This window comes from Sporosarcina sp. FSL K6-1540 (assembly GCF_038620285.1).
Classification (GTDB): domain Bacteria; phylum Bacillota; class Bacilli; order Bacillales_A; family Planococcaceae; genus Sporosarcina; species Sporosarcina psychrophila.
In genome coordinates this window covers 2,662,444-2,683,329 of record NZ_CP152018.1, presented here as the reverse complement: position 1 = coordinate 2,683,329, position 20,886 = coordinate 2,662,444, and the positions used below count along the sequence as shown (strand labels likewise).

The 20,886-nt window shown below is 42.2% G+C and carries 24 protein-coding genes; 12 read left to right on the top strand and 12 right to left on the bottom strand.

Going from position 1 to position 20,886, the window contains the following annotated elements; all coding sequences use genetic code 11:
- The first annotated feature begins 17 nt into the window (after positions 1–17).
- Positions 18–1,871 (top strand): transglycosylase domain-containing protein, encoded by a 1,854-nt coding sequence (locus tag MKY15_RS12635; protein WP_342537686.1) that lies wholly within the window; start codon positions 18–20, stop codon positions 1,869–1,871.
- 12 nt (positions 1,872–1,883) lie between these two features.
- On the opposite strand, the gene MKY15_RS12630 is transcribed toward MKY15_RS12635, so the two are convergent.
- Positions 1,884–2,459, bottom strand: coding sequence for a YufK family protein (locus MKY15_RS12630; RefSeq protein ID WP_338653359.1), 576 nt, complete (start codon positions 2,457–2,459; stop codon positions 1,884–1,886).
- A gap of 394 nt (positions 2,460–2,853) precedes the next feature.
- Here MKY15_RS12630 and MKY15_RS12625 point away from each other — a divergent pair, with 394 nt between their 5' ends.
- Genes MKY15_RS12625 through mnhG form a run of 7 tightly spaced genes read left to right on the top strand, consistent with a single transcriptional unit; the run spans position 2,854 to position 8,627 of the window.
- Complete coding sequence (locus MKY15_RS12625) at positions 2,854–5,265, top strand: Na+/H+ antiporter subunit A (RefSeq protein WP_342537685.1); 2,412 nt, start codon at positions 2,854–2,856, stop codon at positions 5,263–5,265.
- On the top strand, positions 5,252–5,674 hold the full coding sequence (locus MKY15_RS12620) for a Na(+)/H(+) antiporter subunit B (RefSeq protein WP_067206416.1): 423 nt from the start codon (positions 5,252–5,254) through the stop codon (positions 5,672–5,674). Before MKY15_RS12625 ends, MKY15_RS12620 begins: the two co-directional genes overlap by 14 nt.
- Entirely contained in the window at positions 5,674–6,015 is a 342-nt protein-coding gene (locus MKY15_RS12615; RefSeq protein WP_067206413.1) for a Na(+)/H(+) antiporter subunit C, read from the top strand. The genes MKY15_RS12620 and MKY15_RS12615 overlap by 1 nt, the downstream gene beginning before the upstream one ends.
- On the top strand, positions 6,008–7,495 hold the full coding sequence (locus MKY15_RS12610; RefSeq protein WP_067206410.1) for a Na+/H+ antiporter subunit D: 1,488 nt from the start codon (positions 6,008–6,010) through the stop codon (positions 7,493–7,495). The genes MKY15_RS12615 and MKY15_RS12610 overlap by 8 nt, the downstream gene beginning before the upstream one ends.
- A gap of 7 nt (positions 7,496–7,502) precedes the next feature.
- A complete protein-coding gene (locus tag MKY15_RS12605) occupies positions 7,503–7,982 on the top strand; it encodes a Na+/H+ antiporter subunit E (protein ID WP_067206407.1) in 480 nt (159 codons plus the stop codon).
- Positions 7,979–8,260: a Na(+)/H(+) antiporter subunit F1 gene (locus tag MKY15_RS12600; RefSeq protein WP_067206405.1), complete on the top strand. Its 282-nt coding sequence runs from the start codon at positions 7,979–7,981 to the stop codon at positions 8,258–8,260. The genes MKY15_RS12605 and MKY15_RS12600 overlap by 4 nt, the downstream gene beginning before the upstream one ends.
- Positions 8,244–8,627, top strand: coding sequence for a monovalent cation/H(+) antiporter subunit G (gene mnhG / locus MKY15_RS12595; protein ID WP_067206403.1), 384 nt, complete (start codon positions 8,244–8,246; stop codon positions 8,625–8,627). The genes MKY15_RS12600 and mnhG overlap by 17 nt, the downstream gene beginning before the upstream one ends.
- 195 nt (positions 8,628–8,822) lie before the next feature.
- Here mnhG and MKY15_RS12590 read toward each other — a convergent pair whose 3' ends face one another.
- The 3 genes from MKY15_RS12590 to MKY15_RS12580 form a co-directional block, all read right to left on the bottom strand.
- A complete protein-coding gene (locus MKY15_RS12590; RefSeq protein ID WP_342537684.1) occupies positions 8,823–9,779 on the bottom strand; it encodes a nuclease-related domain-containing protein in 957 nt (318 codons plus the stop codon).
- A 317-nt stretch (positions 9,780–10,096) separates the two neighbouring features.
- On the bottom strand, positions 10,097–10,363 hold the full coding sequence (locus MKY15_RS12585) for a hypothetical protein (protein ID WP_342537682.1): 267 nt from the start codon (positions 10,361–10,363) through the stop codon (positions 10,097–10,099).
- Positions 10,364–10,426: 63 nt separating this feature from the next.
- A complete protein-coding gene (locus MKY15_RS12580) occupies positions 10,427–11,938 on the bottom strand; it encodes a leucyl aminopeptidase (protein ID WP_187046918.1) in 1,512 nt (503 codons plus the stop codon).
- Positions 11,939–12,095: 157 nt separating this feature from the next.
- Between MKY15_RS12580 and MKY15_RS12575 the strand changes: the two genes are divergently transcribed.
- Entirely contained in the window at positions 12,096–12,572 is a 477-nt protein-coding gene (locus MKY15_RS12575; RefSeq protein ID WP_187046917.1) for a divergent PAP2 family protein, read from the top strand.
- Between the two features lie 49 nt (positions 12,573–12,621).
- Here the strand turns inward: MKY15_RS12575 and MKY15_RS12570 are convergent, their stop codons facing one another.
- From MKY15_RS12570 to MKY15_RS12555, 4 genes are all read right to left on the bottom strand, one after another.
- Positions 12,622–12,909, bottom strand: coding sequence for a YuiB family protein (locus MKY15_RS12570; RefSeq protein WP_067213853.1), 288 nt, complete (start codon positions 12,907–12,909; stop codon positions 12,622–12,624).
- Positions 12,910–13,055: 146 nt separating this feature from the next.
- Positions 13,056–13,553, bottom strand: a complete 498-nt coding sequence (locus tag MKY15_RS12565; RefSeq protein ID WP_067206392.1) for an NUDIX hydrolase — start codon at positions 13,551–13,553, stop codon at positions 13,056–13,058.
- A 344-nt stretch (positions 13,554–13,897) separates the two neighbouring features.
- Positions 13,898–15,115 carry an NAD(P)/FAD-dependent oxidoreductase gene (locus MKY15_RS12560; RefSeq protein ID WP_067206389.1) on the bottom strand — a complete coding sequence of 406 codons (1,218 nt, stop codon included), beginning with the start codon at positions 15,113–15,115 and terminating at the stop codon, positions 13,898–13,900.
- 250 nt (positions 15,116–15,365) lie between these two features.
- On the bottom strand, positions 15,366–15,728 hold the full coding sequence (locus MKY15_RS12555) for an iron-sulfur cluster assembly accessory protein (protein ID WP_067206387.1): 363 nt from the start codon (positions 15,726–15,728) through the stop codon (positions 15,366–15,368).
- A 130-nt stretch (positions 15,729–15,858) separates the two neighbouring features.
- On the opposite strand from MKY15_RS12555, the gene MKY15_RS12550 reads away from it, so the two are divergent.
- Positions 15,859–16,536 carry a DUF2225 domain-containing protein gene (locus MKY15_RS12550; protein WP_187046916.1) on the top strand — a complete coding sequence of 226 codons (678 nt, stop codon included), beginning with the start codon at positions 15,859–15,861 and terminating at the stop codon, positions 16,534–16,536.
- Between the two features lie 37 nt (positions 16,537–16,573).
- Here MKY15_RS12550 and MKY15_RS12545 read toward each other — a convergent pair whose 3' ends face one another.
- Positions 16,574–16,810: a NifU family protein gene (locus MKY15_RS12545; protein WP_187046915.1), complete on the bottom strand. Its 237-nt coding sequence runs from the start codon at positions 16,808–16,810 to the stop codon at positions 16,574–16,576.
- A gap of 85 nt (positions 16,811–16,895) precedes the next feature.
- Between MKY15_RS12545 and MKY15_RS12540 the strand changes: the two genes are divergently transcribed.
- Positions 16,896–17,225 carry a YuzD family protein gene (locus tag MKY15_RS12540; RefSeq protein WP_067206379.1) on the top strand — a complete coding sequence of 110 codons (330 nt, stop codon included), beginning with the start codon at positions 16,896–16,898 and terminating at the stop codon, positions 17,223–17,225.
- 378 nt (positions 17,226–17,603) lie between these two features.
- Here the strand turns inward: MKY15_RS12540 and MKY15_RS12535 are convergent, their stop codons facing one another.
- Positions 17,604–18,671, bottom strand: a complete 1,068-nt coding sequence (locus MKY15_RS12535; protein WP_187046913.1) for an NAD(P)/FAD-dependent oxidoreductase — start codon at positions 18,669–18,671, stop codon at positions 17,604–17,606.
- 332 nt (positions 18,672–19,003) lie between these two features.
- On the opposite strand from MKY15_RS12535, the gene MKY15_RS12530 reads away from it, so the two are divergent.
- Entirely contained in the window at positions 19,004–19,240 is a 237-nt protein-coding gene (locus tag MKY15_RS12530; RefSeq protein ID WP_067206374.1) for a YuzB family protein, read from the top strand.
- 39 nt (positions 19,241–19,279) lie between these two features.
- On the opposite strand, the gene MKY15_RS12525 is transcribed toward MKY15_RS12530, so the two are convergent.
- Positions 19,280–20,044: a TIGR01457 family HAD-type hydrolase gene (locus MKY15_RS12525; protein ID WP_067206371.1), complete on the bottom strand. Its 765-nt coding sequence runs from the start codon at positions 20,042–20,044 to the stop codon at positions 19,280–19,282.
- A 2-nt stretch (positions 20,045–20,046) separates the two neighbouring features.
- Positions 20,047–20,496: a DUF86 domain-containing protein gene (locus MKY15_RS12520; protein WP_342537680.1), complete on the bottom strand. Its 450-nt coding sequence runs from the start codon at positions 20,494–20,496 to the stop codon at positions 20,047–20,049.
- Positions 20,497–20,886 lie beyond the last annotated feature (390 nt).

Sequence of the window (20,886 nt, the reverse complement as noted above, 5' to 3'; positions counted from 1 at the left end):
AACGGAGTGCAAATCCATTGAAACATGTTATTGGTTTCATCTTTATTCTTCTAACCATACCAATTCTCTTTGTTGTCCAAGAAGCTATTGCAGTCGAATTGAAGAGCGCTGGATCCTTCAATGACCAGATCAATGACTCCATAGAACTGTCATCCCCAAAGGTCAATGTCCCCGTGACGTTGAAAGATGGCAATGGGCTCATTTTTGCAGAAGAATATATAGAGTGGCGCGATCCACTCCTGCTGTCGTCCATTCCCTTATTCGCGCGTCAACTGTTCTTAGAAAGTGAAGACACGGGTTTTTTCGAGCATAAAGGCTATGATGTAGCCGCAATCGTGCGTGCATTCGCTGTCAATACCGCAACGGACGATGTCAGACAAGGTGCTTCTACCATTACACAGCAAGTCGTGCGAATGCGTTTTCTATCGACTGAAAAGACCTATGAACGTAAGTTGACGGAACTTTTTTACGCAGCCGAGCTTGAAAAACAATCGACAAAAGATGAAATCTTGGAAATGTATATGAATGAAATGTATTTTGGCCATCAAGTGTACGGCATTGGTGCCGCGGCGACATATTACTTCAGCAAACCCTTAGATGCACTGAATGAGGCGGAGATGGCCTTCCTTGCGGCAATCCCAAACAACCCTTCTTTATATGATCCACTGAAACATTTCGATCAGACAAAAGTAAGACAGGAACGCCTATTGTCTATACTGACAAAAAATAGAGTTCTGACTTTCGAGGAATCTAAAGTGCATAAAAACACAGCTATCCAATTAAATCTGAAGGAAAAAGCGAATGCCTTTCCTGCCTACAGTACATATGTACTTGCGGAACTTACTGATCTCATAGCACAGTCCGAAGGTTTATCTGAAAAAATGACGTATGCGAAAGAGGATGCAGAAAAAATAGCCCTTGAAGCGATTATTAAACAACGGACAGCTGAAGTGTTGTCCAAAGGATTGATTATCGAAACGGCACTTAACCCTGGAAAGCAGCGCCGAAATGACCAATCGATCTCCTCCCTTTTACACCCTAAAGGCGTGCAAGCAGGTGCCGCGGTTATCGACAATGAAACCCGTGAAATCATCAGCCTATTCGCCGGTATGAACTATAAAAAAGCTGATTTTCACCGTGCATTCCAGGCTGTTAGACAACCTGGTTCGGCTATGAAACCACTTCTGGTCTATGCTCCACTGTTTGAAAGTAGTTCCTATACAGAAAACACCCCCATTAACAGTGGTGCTATTTGCATCGGCTCGTACTGCCCGACAAATATCGGCAGTTACGTTTATGGCAATGTTACGGTAAAAGAGGCTTTTCGACAAAGTCATAATACAGCAGCGGTCAGATTGCTTCAAATGATTGGAGTGGAAGAGGCATTTAGCTATATAGCACCATTCGGATTCAAATCAGTTACACAACGGGATATGAACTATGCAGCTGCTCTCGGTGGGTTTGCAAAAGGGATGACGCCGCTTGAACTTGCGGGGGCTTATTCGAGTTTCATTGATGGGCAATATACCCCTCCCCATGCCATACGCGCTGTAAAGGATAGAGCTGGGACTATTTTATACGAATGGCCTGATGACAAAGAGGACGTTTGGTCTCCTACTACTGTTACCAAAATTCGCGGCATGATGTCAGATGTCGTATTGAACGGAACTGGCCGGGGTATCCCCTATACAACTTCGTATACGGGAGCAAAAACCGGCACCACAGATCATTATAAAGATCTATGGGTTGGAGGGTTGAACGATAACTATACAACCGCTGTCTGGGTCGGCTATGATAGTCCGCAATCTCTAAAGCTCTTGAGCGATCAGAAACTTCATTTGCGTATATTTTCCACACTACTCCAGGACTAGCCATTCACAAGGCTAGTCCGTTTTACTACCAATGAAAGGCAAACTCGCAATTACCCCATTATAAAGCTTCAACAGAATATAGATGATGGTTGAAACTAGTATCGCCCAAACCAGAATTTCAAAAACGAGAAGCCCAATCGTGCTGACGATTGTCATGTATTTGCTTAATTTGAAAACGACATACACGAAGTAGATGAACGTTGTCAGTAAAAATACAGCTGTTAATAGGCTAATCGAATTGATGCCACCTACCGATGCAAGCGCGCCGAAAAAGTAGATGACATTGCCTCCGCGAGCTTCGCTATACGATTTCCCCTCCACATCCTTCGAAAAGAATAACATCGCAGTTTCATGAATCGTTTCCGCAATCAATTTTAACGCTGAAAAAACCATAAAAAATAACAATGCATAGATAACTAGCAGAAAAATACGTAATTGTATATCGGTCAAAAACTCTCGCATGCCGGCATACAAACCAATTCCTTTAAATAGTTCCACTGACACGCCAACTGTGTATACTCCGAATGTTAAACTGAATAAGACAATTGTTACAAACGGTAAATAACCAAATATGTATGGATTTTTCATTTCTAACACCTCAAACGCAAATTAGTTCTTCGTTTCTATACTATAAGAAGAGAGACCGAATAGGCAACAAAATCCAGAATCGTCCCACACTTACTATTTTTCAATTAGACAACTCCCGCATGCTGTGATATAGTTACCTCAATCAAATAAATGAACGTACTTGGAGGAGTCTGTCACCAGGGGGTATCTATGCCCTTTTGTGATGGACTTTTTGCATTTTTTGATTAAAACAATGAAAGGAAGAAAAGATAAGGTAATCGTAACAATTTTAAAATTTACCGTCCCGACGTTGAAAATGATGTATGAATTCAGAACAGCCAATGACTATTAGATCCCTTTTGCTTAGCATCACGTTTATACATAACTGTTTCATTCATTAGGAAGGAGGATTTTCTTGAATTTTGTATTACTGATTTTCCTGCCGATTGTGGCAGCCCTATTCGTTCCATTGCTAGTTAGGAAACTGAAAGACATACACACTGGGTGGTTCGTTTTACTCGTCCCTGTCTCCCTCTTCATTTTTTACATAGGATTTCTTAAAACAACAATGGACGGCGGGCATGCTATAGCAGAATTGCAATGGATTCCTTCACTCGGCATTTCGTTCGTGTCGTATATTGATGGACTCAGCCTGCTGTTTACCTTGCTTATTACAGGCATCGGTGCACTCGTTGTGCTCTACTCCATCTTTTATCTTGATAAGCGTAAAGAAAAGCTGAATCACTTTTACGTTTACCTGCTCATTTTCATGAGCGCCATGTTAGGTGTTGTCCAATCTGATAACGTTATATCCCTTTATTTATTCTGGGAGCTAACATCCATTTCGTCATTCCTACTTATTGGCTATTGGAATACACGTGACGGTTCACGATTTGGTGCATTGAAATCAATGATGATCACTGTATTTGGTGGACTAATGATGCTTGGAGGATTCGTTCTGTTAGGGATTATGGGAGATACGTTTTCCATCCGCGAACTTATCGCTAACGCCCCCACTTTTGTAGGACATGAATTCTTTACATTGGCGCTCGTTCTCGTACTACTTGGTGCTTTTACAAAGTCAGCACAGTTCCCGTTCCATATTTGGTTACCGGATGCAATGGAAGCGCCTACACCGGTCAGTGCCTATCTACATTCAGCAACGATGGTGAAAGCAGGTCTTTACCTCGTCGCCCGATTTACACCTATTTTCGCTGTTTCTGAAGTTTGGATTTGGCTCGTAGCTGGTATCGGACTTCTGACATTATTCTGGGGATCTTTCTTTGCAGTGAAACAGACTGATTTAAAAGCGATTCTTGCTTTCTCGACAGTCAGTCAGCTTGGACTTATCATGTCTCTGCTCGGAGCAGGTGCGCTTGCCTATCACTCGGATGACCCCATTTTCAAATTCGCAACATTTGCAGCGATCTTCCATTTGATCAACCACGCAGTCTTCAAAGGGAGCTTGTTCATGATTGCCGGTATTGTCGATCATGAAACGGGTACGCGCGATATCCGAAAACTCGGCGGATTGATGAGCATTATGCCCGTCAGTTTCACGGTTGCGTTCATCGGTTCAATGTCGATGGCAGGTCTGCCGCCATTCGGCGGTTTCCTGAGTAAGGAAATGTTCCTTCAGTCGATGCTGGCCATTCGCCATTTTGAACTGTTCAACTTTGCAACATGGGGAATTATCTTCCCTGTTATCGCTTGGATTGCCAGTGTTTTCACATTCATTTATAGCTTTTACTTTGTATTTAAGACGTTCGCTGGAAAACAAAAAAGTGAACCTCTTCCTACTAAACCGCATGAAGCGCCTGTCGGGATGCTTGTATCTCCCGTCATTCTTGCTACGCTCGTTGTTGGCATCTTCTTCATACCGAACTTGATTGGAAAATGGTTTGTAAAACCAGCTGTCATGGCTGTCCAGCCTGATTTATACAGCCATCCTTCTGAAGTTGCCGTTCACGTCGCAGCATGGCACGGAATTGCTGCTCCAGAATTATGGATGACGGTTTCGCTTGTCGGAGTCGGTCTCGTTCTATTCTTGACCTTGGCGAGATGGCAGAAACTGTATGACATTCAACCTGAATACTTGTCATTGAATGCCCTGTATGACTCAGCCATGTTCGTTAGTGAAGGTGGAATGAACAAACTTTCCCGCTTCTATATGACTGGTTTAATCCGCACATATCTGATTTATATGTTTGCTTTTATTGCTGCCATTACAGCGGCGACGTTATTCATCAAAGAAGCTTTCATAGTTGATATGGAGAGTTTTGCCCCTGTCAACTTATATGGAGTTCTGACTGCTATTGTTCTGGTTTTCGCAGTTTGTATGGTTCTACTTGCGAAGACAAGACTGTCAGCAATCATTGCTCTAGGTGCCGTCGGTTATTCGGTTGCTTTATTCTTCGTTATTTTCAAAGCACCGGATTTAGCGCTTACACAACTCGTTATTGAAACGATATCTGTTGCTTTATTCTTGTTAGCCTTTAAACATCTACCGTCTCTGAACAATCACGGCCAAACAAAACGCAACAAGATTGGCAATTTGATTATTGCGGCTGGTGTCGGAATAACGGTGACATTGGTTGCCTTATCGGCTCATTCACAAAAATTGATTCCATCTATCTCGCAGTATTACAAAGATACAGTTTATACAGAAGCGGGTGGCGGGAATATCGTCAACGTTATCCTTGTAGATTACCGTGGATTTGATACATTATTTGAAATCACCGTTCTATCAATCGTCGGAATCGCCGTCATTGCAATGATTCGCCTGAAGTTGTCAAAAAAGGAGGAGAATACGGATGAAAACAAATGATGTCATTTTACAAACTACAACAAAAATCGTATTCTTCATCATCTTCCTTTTTTCAATCCACATTTTCTTTGCGGGACATTATACACCAGGTGGCGGTTTCGTTGGAGGATTGCTTACTACTGGAGCAATCGTTCTTCTCTTACTCGCTTTCGATTTGAAAACGGTACAAAAAGCACTGCCTTTCAACTTCACAATTATGACAGGCATCGGCTTATTGCTTTCTCTAGGAACGGCAGCAGGCTCAATTTTTTTCAACGTTCCTTTCTTTACACATGCTTTCGACGATTTCACCTTGCCGTTGTTCGGAACAACTTCCCTTCATACAGCAATGATTTTTGATGCAGGTGTCTACCTTGTTGTCGTTGGGGCAGCCGTTACAATGATTCAATCGATTGGAGGAGATGCGTAATGGAGTTTATAATGGCCATCGTCATCGGAATTCTTTTCATGGCAGCTGTCTATCTGATTCTTTCCAGGAGTATCCTCAAAATCATACTCGGGACAGGCCTATTGAGCCATGGTGCTCACTTGCTCATTCTTACAATGGGCGGTCTTGGTGGCACCTCTCCGCCAGTCGTGGCAGAAGGCGTAACAGATTATGCAGATCCTTTGCCACAGGCGCTTATTTTAACAGCGATTGTTATTAGCTTCGGTGTGACAGCATTCATCCTTGTATTAGCTTATCGGACGTATGCTGAGCATCAGACAGACAATATGAATCTTATGAGGGGAAATGACGAACATGATTAATCTACTTCTATTTCCAATCATTTTGCCATTCCTGTTCGCAATTATTCTTCTGTTTTTCAAGGAGAACGTCAGGGTACAACGATCATTAACATGTGTCGGCCTGCTTATTAGCTTGGTTGCTGCACTTTTCCTAGTTGCAAAAGTGAAAGCGGATGGTGTTCAGGCAATTACACTTGGAAGCTGGCCCGCACCTTTCGGAATTTCAATGGTTTCCGATATGCTGTCTGCATTACTTGTTACCACAACAATCTTGATCACACTTTTTGTTGTACTATACAGTTTCACTGCAATTGGCGAAGAGCGGGAGCGCTTCTTTTATTACCCCGCCATCCTGTTCATGATTACAGGCATCAATGGCGCATTTACAACAGGTGATATTTTCAATATGTTCGTATTCTTCGAAGTACTGCTCATCGCCTCTTACCTATTAATCGTTTTAGGCGGCGAGAAAAAACAACTTCGTGAATCAATGAAGTACATACTCGTCAATGTCATTTCATCTGCATTATTCGTTATTACAGTTGCTTACCTCTACTCTGTTATTGGTACATTAAATATGGCCGATATTTCAGTGAAGATTGCAGAGATTGGACAACCCGGTATTATAACCGTGATTGCAGTGCTCTTTTTAATCGTATTCGGCGTAAAAGGATCCCTGTTCCCGCTTTACTTCTGGCTACCAGGATCTTATGCAGCGCCTCCAATACCGGTGCTGGCACTATTCGGTGCATTGCTGACTAAAGTCGGTATCTATGCAATCATCCGAACGTATACGCTGTTCTTCGTACACGATATCGGATTTACACATGGTTTATTATCTGCACTGGCATTGCTCACGATTATTGCCGGCTGCATTGGTGCCCTTGCCTATTTCGATGTAAAACAAATTATTATTTACAATATCGTCATTGCAGTGGGTGTTATTTTATTCGGTGCTGCACAAATGAACGAGGCTGGTTTAACGGGTGCCGTTTTCTATTTGATCCATGACATGCTCATTAAAGGGGCTTTGTTCCTTCTGATCGGCATTATTGTTTACGTAACCGGAACCTCTAACTTACGTAAGATGGGTGGGTTAATGAAAACCCATGCGCCACTTGGCTGGATGTACCTAATTGCTGCATTTGGACTAGCGGGCATTCCGCCATTAAGCGGTTTCGTCGGTAAGCTTCTTATTGTTAAAGGGGCATTCGAGGCAGGCAATGTCTTGGGGAGTATAATCATCCTGGCATCCAGCCTTGTGGTCCTGTTGTCTGTCATCCGGATTTTCATCTATGCATTCTGGGGAGACCCCACAACTGTGGAATTGCCAACGACAAACCGACGGACATACCGGAAGATGATGATACCTGCTGTAGCATTAGTCATTCTCTCTGTGCTCTATGGGGTTGGTACTGAATGGCTCATTCCCTATATGACGGACGCAACAGACGTATTACTACAACCATCCATCTATATTGATGCGGTGTTAAAGGAGTAGATGAACGATGGCATTTCAACTATTATTGAACTTTTTCATCGCTCTCGTCTGGATGTTCATGAGCACCTCATTCACCGCTTCAACATTCATCATTGGGTTCTTGATTGGTCTGCTTTTGATCATTATGACGAGACGCTTTTTCCCTGGTAGACTTTACATCTGGCGACTTTGGGCAACGTTTAAACTAGCACTACTCTTCTTCAAGGAGCTGACTTTGTCTAATATTTCAGTGCTGCAAGTCGTCTTACGGCCGAAGATGAATATTCAACCTATGATTTTCGCTTTGCCAACTGACCTTGAACATGACTGGGAGATTACATTGCTATCGAGCCTGATCACATTGACACCGGGAACAATTGTGTTGAACGTTTCTGATGATCAAAAAACGCTTTATATCCATGCCATTGACGTCGATGATGTTGATGACGCAATTGATTCAATCAAAAATTCATTCGAAAAAGCCATTAAGGAGGTAAGCCGACCATGACGACATTCATATGGGTTTGTCTAATCCTTGTCCTGCTGTCGATTGCCGGTATGTTGTACCGTGTGTTCCGCGGTCCTTCTATTCCGGATCGGCTCGTCGCACTGGATGGGATTGGTGTCATGCTTATTTCAGCAATCGCTCTACTATCAGTCATCTTCGATACCGGATTTTTCATGGAAGTCATCTTGCTTATTGCGATTATGTCATTCATTGGAACCGTATCATTCTCAAAATTCATTGAGAAAGGAGAGATAATCGAACGTGATCGTACTAGCTAATAGCCTCATCGTCCTTACAATCGTCGTTGGCATCGTTTTCACTATCGTAACCGTCATTGGCATCATTCGTTTACCGGACGTCTATACGAGGGCGCATGCCGCTTCTAAGAGTGCAACTTTGGGTGTGCTTAGTATTCTGCTAGGTGTGTTTTTTCACTTTTGGTTGAAGGAAGGCCATTTTAGTATTCAACTTCTACTGGCAATTGCATTTCTGTTCATTACCTCTCCGATTGGCGGACATCTTATGAGCCGCGCAGCTTATATATCGGGCGTCAAACCGACAGAACTAACTGTTGGTGATGATCTTGCAGAAGTTATCAAGCAAGCTAAACTAAAGAATCCTCCAACTCATCAGAAGGAAGACTAAGCTTTGAATGAGTGAAAAACGCACCCCTTATTAGATAAGGGGTGCGTTTTTTGGATGATGATAGTTATGCTCGGCATGAGGTGGGTTATGCTCGCCTTAAGGAGGGTTATGCTCCCCACGGATGAGTTTATGACCGTCTTGAAGTATGTTATGACCGCCATGCACGAGTTTATGACCGTCTTAAGAAATTCCGTCCTATTTAAAGAACATTGAATAGGTTCTGTTTCGATTAGCACCTTCTAGTCGTAAATTCATACCCTGCAAAATTCGAGTGGCACTTTGACGCTCAATGTGCAAAAATGTACGGCAATCTTTATTTTTCATCTTTCCACCAAATAAAAGGAACCAATCTCGGATTGCTTGCTTATGTGCGTCGGGGCTTGTCCTTCCACATGCGGTACAACGCCATCCCTTCATGTACTTCTGCATGCCTAAAAAGTTGCAGGATGGACATGCAACGCCAGTCAGGATCTTGTTCTTTATCTCAGGGTAGGTCAAACAAATAGGGGTCGGGATGTATTCACGATGACTATTGACAAGGTCACTTGTCAGCGTCGAGAATGTTTCTTCATCCAATAGTGGGGGAACTATCGGTAAATTACGTATGAAGTTCGGAACGGCATTAGGGAAAAGAAACGGGGTTTTCGTATCAAACAGTTCAACACGTTGTTTGGAATACGCTAATACGATTGCACCATAAACAGGCAATGTAATATTTCGAGAGTGAAACCAGTCTTGCAATAAGGTGCAATTATTCTCGACTTGCGTAATGGGGCTATTAAATCCCTTTACTTCCCCATTGTTGAGTACTCGGATTAATTGCGGTGGATTGTTAACTATTTTAAGTTCACCTGAGATGTTCTTCACTTCAAATATAACCGCATACGATGGGGTAACGAACAGTGTGTCGATTTGAAAAGGAGTACTGGATACTAGTGATACATCATGCAAAACGCGGTATTTCATTGGAAAAGAGTAATTTTCAAAAACCTTGTCTAATTGTTGCTCTCCACCAAAACCAGCTTTCCTTGAAGCATATGCCGTTTCTAAAATTGGTAACGTTCTTTGACTCAGTGGCAAGCGACTAATTGCAGCATATAGCCCTTCTAGTTGCAATGGTTCTTTTCTTGATTTGCTTATGAAATTCCCCATCCCCCTTCTACGAAAAATTAGAACTATCCACGAAAGTGTAACATATTTATACAATTGATTCTAGATATATAGTCGAATATTCAGAACCATGGAACCTGATCCAATTGAACATATCGCAAGACTTAACCGGCTCAAAAAAGATTATGCTCGGCACGAGGTGCGTTATGCTCGCCTTGGCTAGTGTTATGCCCTTCTTGATGCTTGTTATGACCGTCTTAGGCAGGGTTATGCTCGCCATGGATGACTTTATGACCGTCACACCGGTTTCCCCATTAAAAAAAGCCTGCTAGCCGAAAACTCGGTTGGCAGGCTTTTTTTTAGTAAGGTCCGTAATATCCATATGGTTGATACGGATAATATGGGTATGGGTACGGAGGGTATGGATAAGGCTGATATCCTCCGTATCCGCCACCAGGAAACAATGCACTTCCTAATAAACTACCAGCAAATCCGCCAATGAAAGGTCCGCCAAAGTCACCAAAACCGAATCCTCGACCGAAGCCACCGCGACCAAAACCACCACGGCCAAAACCTCCACCTCGACCTCGACCATATCCGCCACCACCGTGAAATCCTCTAGTCATAATCATTCCCCTCTCCTACTTATCCTATTCAAATAAGACTAATAGGAAAGAGGCAATCGCCTATTACACTTCTCTATCGGTTTCGGCTAGCCGTTCAACAAGCGTCGCTAGCGTCCGTACCATGACTCCAGTTGCACCTTTAGGCCCTAAATCATGTGCAGCAACCGCATCCGATGTCCCCGCAATGTCAAGATGTATCCAAGGCGTGTCGCCAACAAACTCCCCTACAAATCCACCGCCAAAGATCATATGTCCGTCTCTTCCTGGCGAGTTATTCAGGTCTGCCACATCACTTTTACGTAGTCTTTTCTTATCGTTTTCCGTTAACGGAAGTCTCCAGACGAATTCATCCGTTTCCATGGATGCCTGCATGAACTCTTCGAAGAATTCTTCATCATTTGTAAGCGCCCCTGTCTTGTCCATACCAAGCGCGACGATAACGCCGCCTGTCAGTGTCGCAACGTCAATCAGACAGTCTGCGCCTGCCTGCTTAGCGTATGTAACCGCATCTGCAAGAACAAGACGTCCTTCAGCGTCTGTATTGAGCACCTCTATCGTCTTCCCACTAAGTGATGTGATAACATCATCTGGTTTAAAAGCATCCCCGGAAACCATATTGTCCGTTGACGCGATCACAGCGATGACATTTTTCGCAGGACGCAGCTCTCCTATGATTGTCATTGCCCCTAGGACTGCAGCCGCACCGCCCATATCACCTTTCATACCAACCATTCCGTCTTTCGTTTTCAATGAATAGCCGCCTGTATCATAGGTAATTCCTTTGCCAACAAGACCGATAACATCTTCCCATTTTTCAGTTGCAGCATACTTCATGACGATTAACTTAGGCTCTTCCACTGAACCTTTATTGACTGCTAGAATAGCGCCCATACCGAGTTCTTCCATTTCTTTCTTACCAAGTACCTCAATTTCAAAATCATATTTTTCAGCGACTTCACGTGCATAGTCAGCCATTTTAGTCGCCGTTAATATATTAGGCGGCATATTAACTAGATTTCGTGCTTCATTAACCGCGTATGCATGTACTTTCCCTACTTCAAATGCCGCTTTCAGCTCATCTTCATCAAATGAAGATAAGAATGACAACGTTTCAAGTGCAATATCGCGTTCATTTGAATCCGTGCGGTATCCTTCAAACTTGTACATGCCAAGTCCAATACCCTCCGTTGCCGCAAAAACAACATCCTCACACGTTAACTTGTCATTCGTGAATGGAGCCGTCCAAATAGCGGCAGAGGCCGCTTTCATGCTTGCAAGCTCTTTTCCGACCGCCGCAAATACTTGACGCAAACGATCCTCCGTCAATTCCTTATGCAAACCAAGTCCGATAAATATTACACGCTTGTAGCCTCCAGTTTCTACGGATGGCATTTTAACAATACTTTTGAACTCAGTTTTAACATCTCCAGATTTAACCCATTCTGGTAAACGGGAACTGAATGAACTGACGAAGCCGTCCCAGCCTGTTATATTTTCCGGATGTTCGGGTACACCAATTACAAGTACTTCTGCTTCTACATTATCAAAATTCGGTTCCAATATTATTGTTTTCATTTGACAACCTCCAATTTTACCTACATTCTTTAGTATAGCCTAAATTTTCAGCCCTTCGTAGTATTTCATTCGGAATCCGTACTAACTTGTTTTTATAGCACGTCATTATGGTATACTGAATACACAATTTTTGTACATTATAGAGGAGTCGAAGTAAATGGCCTTATTACAAAATACCCCGTTAATTGCGGCATTATTCGGTATTATCTTTGCTCAATTCGTCAAAATCCCGATTCATTATTTCCTGGAAGGTAAACTTGACTGGAAATTAATGACTTCAACAGGAGGGATGCCCAGCTCTCATTCGGCTGCAGTTACATCATTGACGACTGCAATCGCTTATGAAGAGGGATTAGATTCACCTATGTTTGCCGTGTCTGCCATCTTTGCTGTCATCGTCATGTTTGATGCAACGGGAATTCGTTACCAGGCAGGACAACAAGCACTGATTATCAATCAAATGCGAGTAGACTTCCAAACGTTCGTTCAAGAAGCAAAAGGCTGGCAGCAGAAAGATGGACAACAAAAAATTCAAGAGTTAAAAACGTTGCTAGGTCACAAACCAAGTGAAGTGTTTGCAGGAGCTGTAACTGGTATCCTTATCTCTGTTATTATCTATTCATTCATTATCTAACTACGAAAAAAGGTGTGTTCAAGCATAATCGCTTGAACACACCTTTTTCTTAAAACATTTGGTAACCTTGTTTTCTTAATAACTTAATAACAAAACCTGAAATAATCGCTCCGACAAGTCCACTTGCTAAAATGAGGATATCAGCTGTATGAAGTGCCATAGCTTTGTCACCAAGAAGCTGGAACGCGTATTTCGGTTTCGTGACATATTCATATACACGTACTTCATCAATAATTAGTATGACGACAATTGGATAAATGATGGCCATCAACCATGTCATTCGAAGAAGCATATTCAATAAGAATCCTATTCCAAAAAACATTACTATGAAAATCATTATAGATAAAACGACGTGCGTTAATGAAATCGTTCCCAATGTGACTACCTCCGTTTTCCATTCACTATTTTACAGGAACGAATGAACGCTTTCAACATTACACGACTCGTTCAATAATTTGTCGATTTTATCCCTGTTGTAATAGATCACTTTTTGAAAAATAGTTTATAAGAAGTATAACCGAATTGATCGCCCGGGTTGATATTTTCAATTTCATCAAACCCTGATTCGATCACCTTTTCCGCAATTTCATGAATCATCACAGAGACGTCCTTATCTTCCTTTAAATCGAATGGACTCTTCCATGCGACTTCTGAAATCTCTCTTAACTCCGGAATTAATATCTGTCCTTTAGTAGTAGGCGTCAACAAGAATATGGCCATGTTGTCGCTCACCTCTCCATTCAATACGCCTGTACGAAACCCAATCATTCCTTCGAGCTGACAGACAACACCTGTTTCTTCCTTTACTTCACGAATCGCTGCGCAATCTGCAGTTTCATCACCATCAACAAATCCTGCCGGTATGGACCATAAACCTTTTAAACCACCGTAGTTTTTCCTAACAACAAGCCACTGTCCTTCGCTATTCACAACAAGCCCTGCCGCGCCAAGCCATACATTACCTCGCATTTTTCGTGACATTTAGGATCCTCCTCATAAGAAAAGCGTAAGCGCCTTGGTAGACCCGAAAAGCGCTGGAGGGCCTTAAGATAAAGGCGTTCTTTGCCTTTAACTTAAGGACTGAAGCGACTCGAGGGGCTAGGCGTTGGAGTCTAGACAATTAGAAAAGCGTAAGGCGCCGTCCGTCCCCGACAGGCATAAGACGGTTTGCGAGGAGGCGTATTTCTGCCTCCACAGCAAAACGGCTTATGACCCGAGGGGTTGGCGCCTGGAGCCTAGAAACCACTCCAAGTGAATAACTAATACTTTCTTATCTTTTAAAAAAGCACCCGCCGTCAAGGACGGGCGAGTGCTTCAGAAGTGTTTTATTTAAGTAAGTTGAATTTACCTTTTTTCAGTGTAAGACCTACTCCGCCAATCATGAAGAGCGCACGATTATCAATCATTTTCTTCATGAATGAAGCTTTAGTACCCGTTACTTTTTTACCGAATACGACACCAATTGCATCGCTATCTCCAAGTGAACAAACGCTACCTTTTAAATCAGGTGTAAAGTCAGAAGTTGGTTCACCTTTCATAAGTGCGATGATGTTATTCGCACACATGTCACCTTGTTGCATAGCAATTTGTGCAGTAGGTGGGAATGGACGGTTCACTGCTTCGTTAATCATAAGTGCGCAGTCTCCAACGATGAATACATCGGAATGACCCGGTGCACGAAGATCTTTGTCTACTTTGACACGAGCACGCATGTTTTCGATACCCGTTTCTTCGATTAGACGGTTACCACGGACACCTGCAGCCCAAACGACTGTGCCAGCTTTGACGAATTCAAATACGTCTTCGCCTTTTTTAATATTAACGCCTTCAGGAGTAGCTTCTACAACTGGCGTACCAATCGAGAATTCGATTCCTTTAGAGTTCAAATGCTTAACAGCATAATCTACAAGCTCAGGGTCAAATCCTGGAAGAACCATTGGCGCTGCTTCTACGCATAGTACGCGTACCTTTTCTTGTGGAACGTCGAACTCTTTGCAAAGTTCAGGTACACGGTTACCAAGCTCGCCAAGGAACTCGATGCCTGTGAAGCCCGCTCCTCCAACGATAATTGTCAGACGGCTATCGTCTTTAACTTCTTCAGTTGACCAAGTCGCAAATTGATATTCGATATGTTCGCGAATTTGACGTGCTGCTTTAACGTTGGCAATAGAAAATGCATATTTATCAAGACCTGGAATACCAAATGTTTCGCCTTCAAAACCAAGTGAGATAACAAGGTAATCGTATGTATGTGTACCAACATTTGTCGTTACGACTTTCCCAGTAACGTCGATTGCTTGAACTTCAGCTTGGACGAATTTTACTTTATTACTGTTAATAACATCTTTGATATCATAACGCACTGATTCAGGAGACATTGTTCCTGCAGCTGCTTCATGAAGCCATGTCGATTCATAGTGATACTCATTTTTGTTTATAAGAACGATATCTGCATCGTCTGCTCCAAGAGATTTTTGCAAGTTAACAACTGTTGTTAAACCGCCATAACCCGCGCCTAATACTAAAATTGTCGGTCTTTTCACGAAGATCGAAACCACCTTTGATTTTTTTATGTGCCCGGCCCACGTGAAATCGGTACACCGACGATTTACACAGTCCCGGCCTTTGTCATTTTTTCGACAAACTTCTATCTCTTATAGTAGCCCTTTTGATGGGGCTTTTCAATAGTATATTTGAAATAGCAAATATTTGAAAATACTGACTAAAAAAACACAACTATAATTCGACAAAAAAAGCTCTCCTAAGTATGATTTAGGAGAGCTAGAAAAGAAATCAGCAGTCCGCTGGAGTTCCTTCTTTCTTAGCTGTTCTGAATGATGTTCCACAACCGCAAGAAGCAATTGCATTGGGATTATTTATGGTAAATCCGCCCCCCATAAGGGACTCTTTATAATCGACTTGTGTGCCTTCAAGAACGCCGGCATCTTCACTAGAAACGAGAATTTGTAAACCATGCTGTTCAAGCAGAAGATCATCCGGTGACTTTTCAGTTTCAAAACCCATTCCGTATGTCAAACCACTACATCCTCCGCCGTTCACAGCGACACGCAGGAATGACCCTTCTTCCTCATTATGACGCATCATTTCTCTTACATGAATTGCTGCAGCTTTAGTAACCTCAACAACTTGTGTCATTCGTGTTCACCTTCCCTTTGTTTTCTTCCTTCTATAATAGCAATTAAATCGAGCAAAACGCAATCATATTAACTCCAGTGTTGAAGGATATACGCTATAATGAGTTAACTAGTACGAAAGGTGGGTCTACATGGAAATCAGCCCTTTTTATGATAAAAAAGTTGCATGCATTTATTGTAAGCAAAACTTCACTACCACAAAAATTCGCTCAAGATTCATTCGGGTTTCATCCCACGAAAGTGACTTCAAACCTGTCTACTCAAATCCAGAGGTAAATCCAATCTTTTATAACGTTGCAGTCTGCCCTCACTGTGGCTTCTCTTCTACCGATGATTTTTCCTCTTATTTTGCTCCTGGCACAGAAGAAGACATAGCTGCACGAATCACATCTCAATGGAATGGCCGATCTTTCAGTGCAGCACGTGATATCAATGAAGCCATTGAAACTTATAAGCTTGCCTATTTAAGCGCCATGTTCAAAAAGGAAAATGTTCTTACACTGGCAGGACTTACCTTACGAATTGCTTGGTTATATCGTGATAAAGGAGCGGAGGTAGAAGAACAACGTTTTCTAACAATCGCACGAAATTTCTATACTACAGCGTTTTCAGAAGGAGATTTCACTGGAACCCAAATGTCAGAAACAAGGGTATTGTATTTGATTGCAGAATTATCTTGGAAAATCGGTGATGAGAATGAGGCAATAAAAAGCTTTTCGCGCATTCTAGAACGCCAACGCACATCCTCTGAACCGAAGCTCATCGAGATGACAAAAGAACGATGGCAAGATATTCGGGCAATAAAATAGAAAAGACGGACCGAAATTCGGACCGTCCCACTTAAAATCAAAATACTTGTTCTACCTCAACGACACCTGGAACTTCTTCCAAAAGTGCTCGTTCGATCCCTGCTTTTAGTGTAATCGTCGAGCTTGGGCATGTACCGCAAGCACCAAGAAGGCGAAGTTTCACGATGCCATCCTCGATATCCACAAGTTCACAGTCTCCCCCATCACGTAGGAGGAATGGACGTAATTTATCTAATACTTCTTGTACTGGTTCAGTTAACGCTGTATCTGTCATTGTTTTTTAACTCTCCTTTCCTTATACTTATTATAAACTGGAAAGAAGAAAAAATCCAACAATCAATCGGGAGGGGACAATTAATATGAGTATCACTACTACAATCATTGAAATTTATGGTGCAGATATCATCTGTGCAAGCTGTGTCAATTCACCTTCATCCAAAGACACATACGAATGGCTTCAAGCTGCTATCGATAGAAAGTACCCGAATCAGCCATACGATATCACTTACATTGATATCGAGTCTACTGTTTCCGACGACAAACACAAAAAAATTGTCCAGCAAATACAGGACGATGAGTTCTTCTATCCGCTAGTCATGATCAACGACGAAATGATAGGTGAAGGCTATATTCAATTAAAACCGGTATTTGCTGCGCTTGAAAAGAACGGCTATATAGCTGAATCTTAAACTGATAAAATTTCAAGATAAATGAGAAGAACAAAAGCGCTGAAGTCTATATGGTCGGTGCTTAATAAATAGAATGTTCTTCCAACACCGCTTTGTCGCTTGGTGATGGCCTCAAGCAATAAGCCCGCCAGAAGATCCCTTGGGAGGGATTGAACTGCATCCCTCCTTGGTCTTATTGCTTCGACTCACACTTGTCGCTCCTTCGCTAGATTTGTTCGTTATACTGATGAGGTTTATCACCTAGTTAATGCTAAATAAGTAGTGACGAATATATAGACGTAAAATCACTACGTTACAACTTACCCACAATACGAGATTTATAATTTCCTAGACAATAAAAAAAACCTTATTCGCGACTATGCGAATAAGGTTTTTTTGTCAACCATTATGCCATTTGTACATCCAGAGCACACCAGACTTCAACAATCGTGCAATACGGCCTGTTACAGTACGGTCAGCAAGGTATGCAAATCCTTGCTTCTTACCAAGGGATCCGAGGAACCCTTTCAGCTTGATTTCCGGCATAGTTTCCGGAAGTGGTTCGTTGTTCCAAACGTTACGTAATATGCGTACAATCTGTTCCGCCTGTTCCTCAGCTACTTGCGCACTTGGAGCATAAGGAAGCGCCGCACAGTCTCCTACGATATAGACATCGTTAAATTCAGGCAACTGATGATACTTGTTCAGTACAACCCGACCTGATCCGTCTTTTTCCGTATCAATTTTTTCCACAGGTGCAACCGGGCGAATCCCAGCTGTCCAGACAACCGCATCAACCGCGATTGTTTCTTCGTGGTTAAATAGGGTCGTCGGTTCCACTTTTGTAATGTTAGAACTCGCAACGACGTCTACATTATGTTCGTCAAACCACCCTTTAACATAATTACTAAGTCTCTCAGGGAAGTCCCTCAAAATCCGGGGGCCGCGATCGAACAGCTTAATGTTCAAATCGGGTCTACTTTCCCGGAGTTCGCTAGCAAGTTCGATCCCACTTAAGCCGGCTCCAACAATACCAATCGTTGCACCACTACCAAGACCAAGAAGTTTTTCGTACGTAACCCTGGATTTACCAATCGTCTGAATACTATACGTGTACTCTGCCGCTCCTGGTACGTCATGATAGTTATCTTCACAGCCAAGCCCAATTACCAATTCGTCATACATGATTTGCACGCCATCATCAAGATAGACGCACTTCTCATCCGGCCTGATTTCTATTATTTCTCCGCCAACAACTTTCAGCCTATCATGTTCCGGAAGTGGAACACGCACGACTGAGTCCGATACAGTTCCAGATGCAAGCGCATAAAATTCCGTCTTCAAACTATGAAACGGAGTCCGATCGACAAGCGTTATTTCGACATCACTCGGCAATTCTTTTGTCAATAAACGTAGTAAAATGCGCATATTCCCATATCCGGCACCTAATAATACAAGTTTTCTCATAAGTTTTCTCCTTCGTAATCCATTAATCCGTTGTTTTCCCAATTACGATTATATCAGTTTGTGACATGCTTCACAATGATTCACGGTAAAGTGCAATTTTAATCAACATGAATAATTTCTTTATGATTTTAAAAAACCTTTAAATCAGCTTCGACTCCCCCATACAAGGTCATCTACGCTGAATTTATCAAGGTATTCACACGTTCAACACATATAATTATTTAGTCTCACCCCATAGAACGTGGTTAATTTAGTCGGTCCATCCGGTAATGCCAGATTGTTGACGTGCGAAGAAAAAAAGAGTAGGATTTCAAATAGGTGAGGTGATCATCGTGAATCCGATTGTCGAATTTTGCATGAGTAATATCGCAAACTATTCGCAAGAAACATTTGAAAAATTGGAGAAAGATCCAAATCTTGATGTTCTTGAGTATGGTTGTTTAAGTTACTGTACAAAATGTTCAGAATCGCTGTATGCAATCGTCAATGGTGAAATCGTCGAAGCAGATACAAACGACGAGCTGACCGAGCGCATCTATCAATATATAGAAGACAATCCGCTCTTTTGAGCATTATGGCTAACCGCCCTTTTCAGGCGGCTAGCTTTTTTATATTATCCAATCAAGTAATGTCTGGTACGAATAAGTCGGTTGCTGCGATTTCAAGAGTACTTCTTTTGGCGAAGTGACGCCTCCTGCAACATGTATTGTATCAATGCCAAAACGAATTCCCGCTTGTATATCCGTATCGTAGTTATCACCAATCATAACCATCTCTTCTTTTCGAAAGCCGTTTTCTACCTGAATGAATTCAAGCATATGCGGCTCAGGTTTCCCAACAAATAGCGGCAATACCCCAGTTGCACTTTCCATTAAGGTGACAAACGATCCATTCCCCGGAACAAGTCCTCTTTCCGTGGGAAATGCTTTATCACTGTTTGTTGCAATGAAATGCGCGCCTCCCCGTAACGCCAGACAAGCATCCGCCAATTTCGCATACGTTATACTTCGGTCAATCCCCATGATAACAACATCGGGATTCGTTGCTGTGATTGCTATCCCTTCAGACGCTAATGCTTCTTCCAACCCTTTTTCACCAATCATCATAACAGATGCACCGCTATAATTTTCTTTACAGTACTTTGCGGCAGCAATCGCAGATGTCATGATGCGGTCAGAATCTGCGATTATTCCGAATGATGCCAGTTTCTCCCGAAGCTGCACACGTGTCATCGAAGAATTATTTGTGATGAAATAGGGATCGATTCCATTTTGTTGCATATTTCCAATGAAAGAGACCGCTTCCGAAATCGGTTCAGTCCCGCGGTAAACAGTTCCATCTAAATCAAGACAGATTGCTTTGTATTTATCCATAATCATTTCTCTTCCGGTAAGAAGGCAGATACTGGACCAAGCTCATTTTCAAGATAATGACGCACTTTTTTTGGAAACTCAAGGAGTTCATCCATTGAGGCATTCAATACTTCGATTATCATCCCAACGTCTACTTTAGTGAACTCACGCACAATCATTTTCCTAAGTTCAATTACCACTTTTAACGGTCCTGCCATTTCGGAAGTGATAACACGCTCGTCTTCCATTATGTCAATAATATCTTCGTAACTCCCTGGGTCACGCATGATAAAACCGTCAATCATCGAATTTCCGACGTCAATAATCGACTCGATAAGTACATTCGCTATCCGTTCAAGCGCAAGTGAATGGATAATATCCTTCTGCCACTCTTTTTCTTTTCTGTACAATTCAAGTAAAACTTCCATATGATTTAGCGATTCACTGATTTGGTTTCGGTCAACAAAATACATGGACTTTCCCTCCTGATTGTTCAACTATTTTCATCTTATGATACCATATTTGCGATACTAGATATTTTGAAATACAGATATCCCCTTGTAAGGCGCCTCCGCTCAGTATAAATAGGTATTCATTTGTTCTATATATAGGGGATAATGAAAGCGTAAGCGAGACTGATTATATATATCCCGCAAAACGAGCGTTAACATACCGAGAGCAACCATATATACACACAAACGAGCATTTACCTCCCGCTACCAATCATATATACACACAAACGAGCATTTACCTCCCGCTACCAATCATATATACACGCAAACGAGCATTAACATACCGTAACCAATCATATATACACACAAACAAGCATTAACGTCCCGCAACCAATCATATATACACGCAAA

Excerpts from the sequence above, each read along its gene's own strand:
- MKY15_RS12610 (WP_067206410.1), top strand. The coding sequence starts at position 6,008 with ATGATTAATCTACTTCTATTTCCAATCATTTTGCCATTCCTGTTCGCA.
- MKY15_RS12550 (WP_187046916.1), top strand. The coding sequence starts at position 15,859 with ATGGAAATCAGCCCTTTTTATGATAAAAAAGTTGCATGCATTTATTGT.
- MKY15_RS12575 (WP_187046917.1), top strand. The coding sequence starts at position 12,096 with ATGGCCTTATTACAAAATACCCCGTTAATTGCGGCATTATTCGGTATT.
- MKY15_RS12525 (WP_067206371.1), bottom strand. The coding sequence starts at position 20,044 with ATGGATAAATACAAAGCAATCTGTCTTGATTTAGATGGAACTGTTTAC.
- MKY15_RS12615 (WP_067206413.1), top strand. The coding sequence starts at position 5,674 with ATGGAGTTTATAATGGCCATCGTCATCGGAATTCTTTTCATGGCAGCT.
- MKY15_RS12535 (WP_187046913.1), bottom strand. The coding sequence starts at position 18,671 with ATGAGAAAACTTGTATTATTAGGTGCCGGATATGGGAATATGCGCATT.
- MKY15_RS12540 (WP_067206379.1), top strand. The coding sequence starts at position 16,896 with ATGAGTATCACTACTACAATCATTGAAATTTATGGTGCAGATATCATC.
- MKY15_RS12600 (WP_067206405.1), top strand. The coding sequence starts at position 7,979 with ATGACGACATTCATATGGGTTTGTCTAATCCTTGTCCTGCTGTCGATT.
- MKY15_RS12565 (WP_067206392.1), bottom strand. The coding sequence starts at position 13,553 with ATGTCACGAAAAATGCGAGGTAATGTATGGCTTGGCGCGGCAGGGCTT.
- MKY15_RS12580 (WP_187046918.1), bottom strand. The coding sequence starts at position 11,938 with ATGAAAACAATAATATTGGAACCGAATTTTGATAATGTAGAAGCAGAA.
- MKY15_RS12520 (WP_342537680.1), bottom strand. The coding sequence starts at position 20,496 with ATGTATTTTGTTGACCGAAACCAAATCAGTGAATCGCTAAATCATATG.
- MKY15_RS12570 (WP_067213853.1), bottom strand. The coding sequence starts at position 12,909 with ATGATTTTCATAGTAATGTTTTTTGGAATAGGATTCTTATTGAATATG.
- MKY15_RS12585 (WP_342537682.1), bottom strand. The coding sequence starts at position 10,363 with ATGACTAGAGGATTTCACGGTGGTGGCGGATATGGTCGAGGTCGAGGT.
- MKY15_RS12605 (WP_067206407.1), top strand. The coding sequence starts at position 7,503 with ATGGCATTTCAACTATTATTGAACTTTTTCATCGCTCTCGTCTGGATG.
- MKY15_RS12545 (WP_187046915.1), bottom strand. The coding sequence starts at position 16,810 with ATGACAGATACAGCGTTAACTGAACCAGTACAAGAAGTATTAGATAAA.
- MKY15_RS12630 (WP_338653359.1), bottom strand. The coding sequence starts at position 2,459 with ATGAAAAATCCATACATATTTGGTTATTTACCGTTTGTAACAATTGTC.
- MKY15_RS12555 (WP_067206387.1), bottom strand. The coding sequence starts at position 15,728 with ATGACACAAGTTGTTGAGGTTACTAAAGCTGCAGCAATTCATGTAAGA.
- MKY15_RS12620 (WP_067206416.1), top strand. The coding sequence starts at position 5,252 with ATGAAAACAAATGATGTCATTTTACAAACTACAACAAAAATCGTATTC.
- MKY15_RS12590 (WP_342537684.1), bottom strand. The coding sequence starts at position 9,779 with ATGGGGAATTTCATAAGCAAATCAAGAAAAGAACCATTGCAACTAGAA.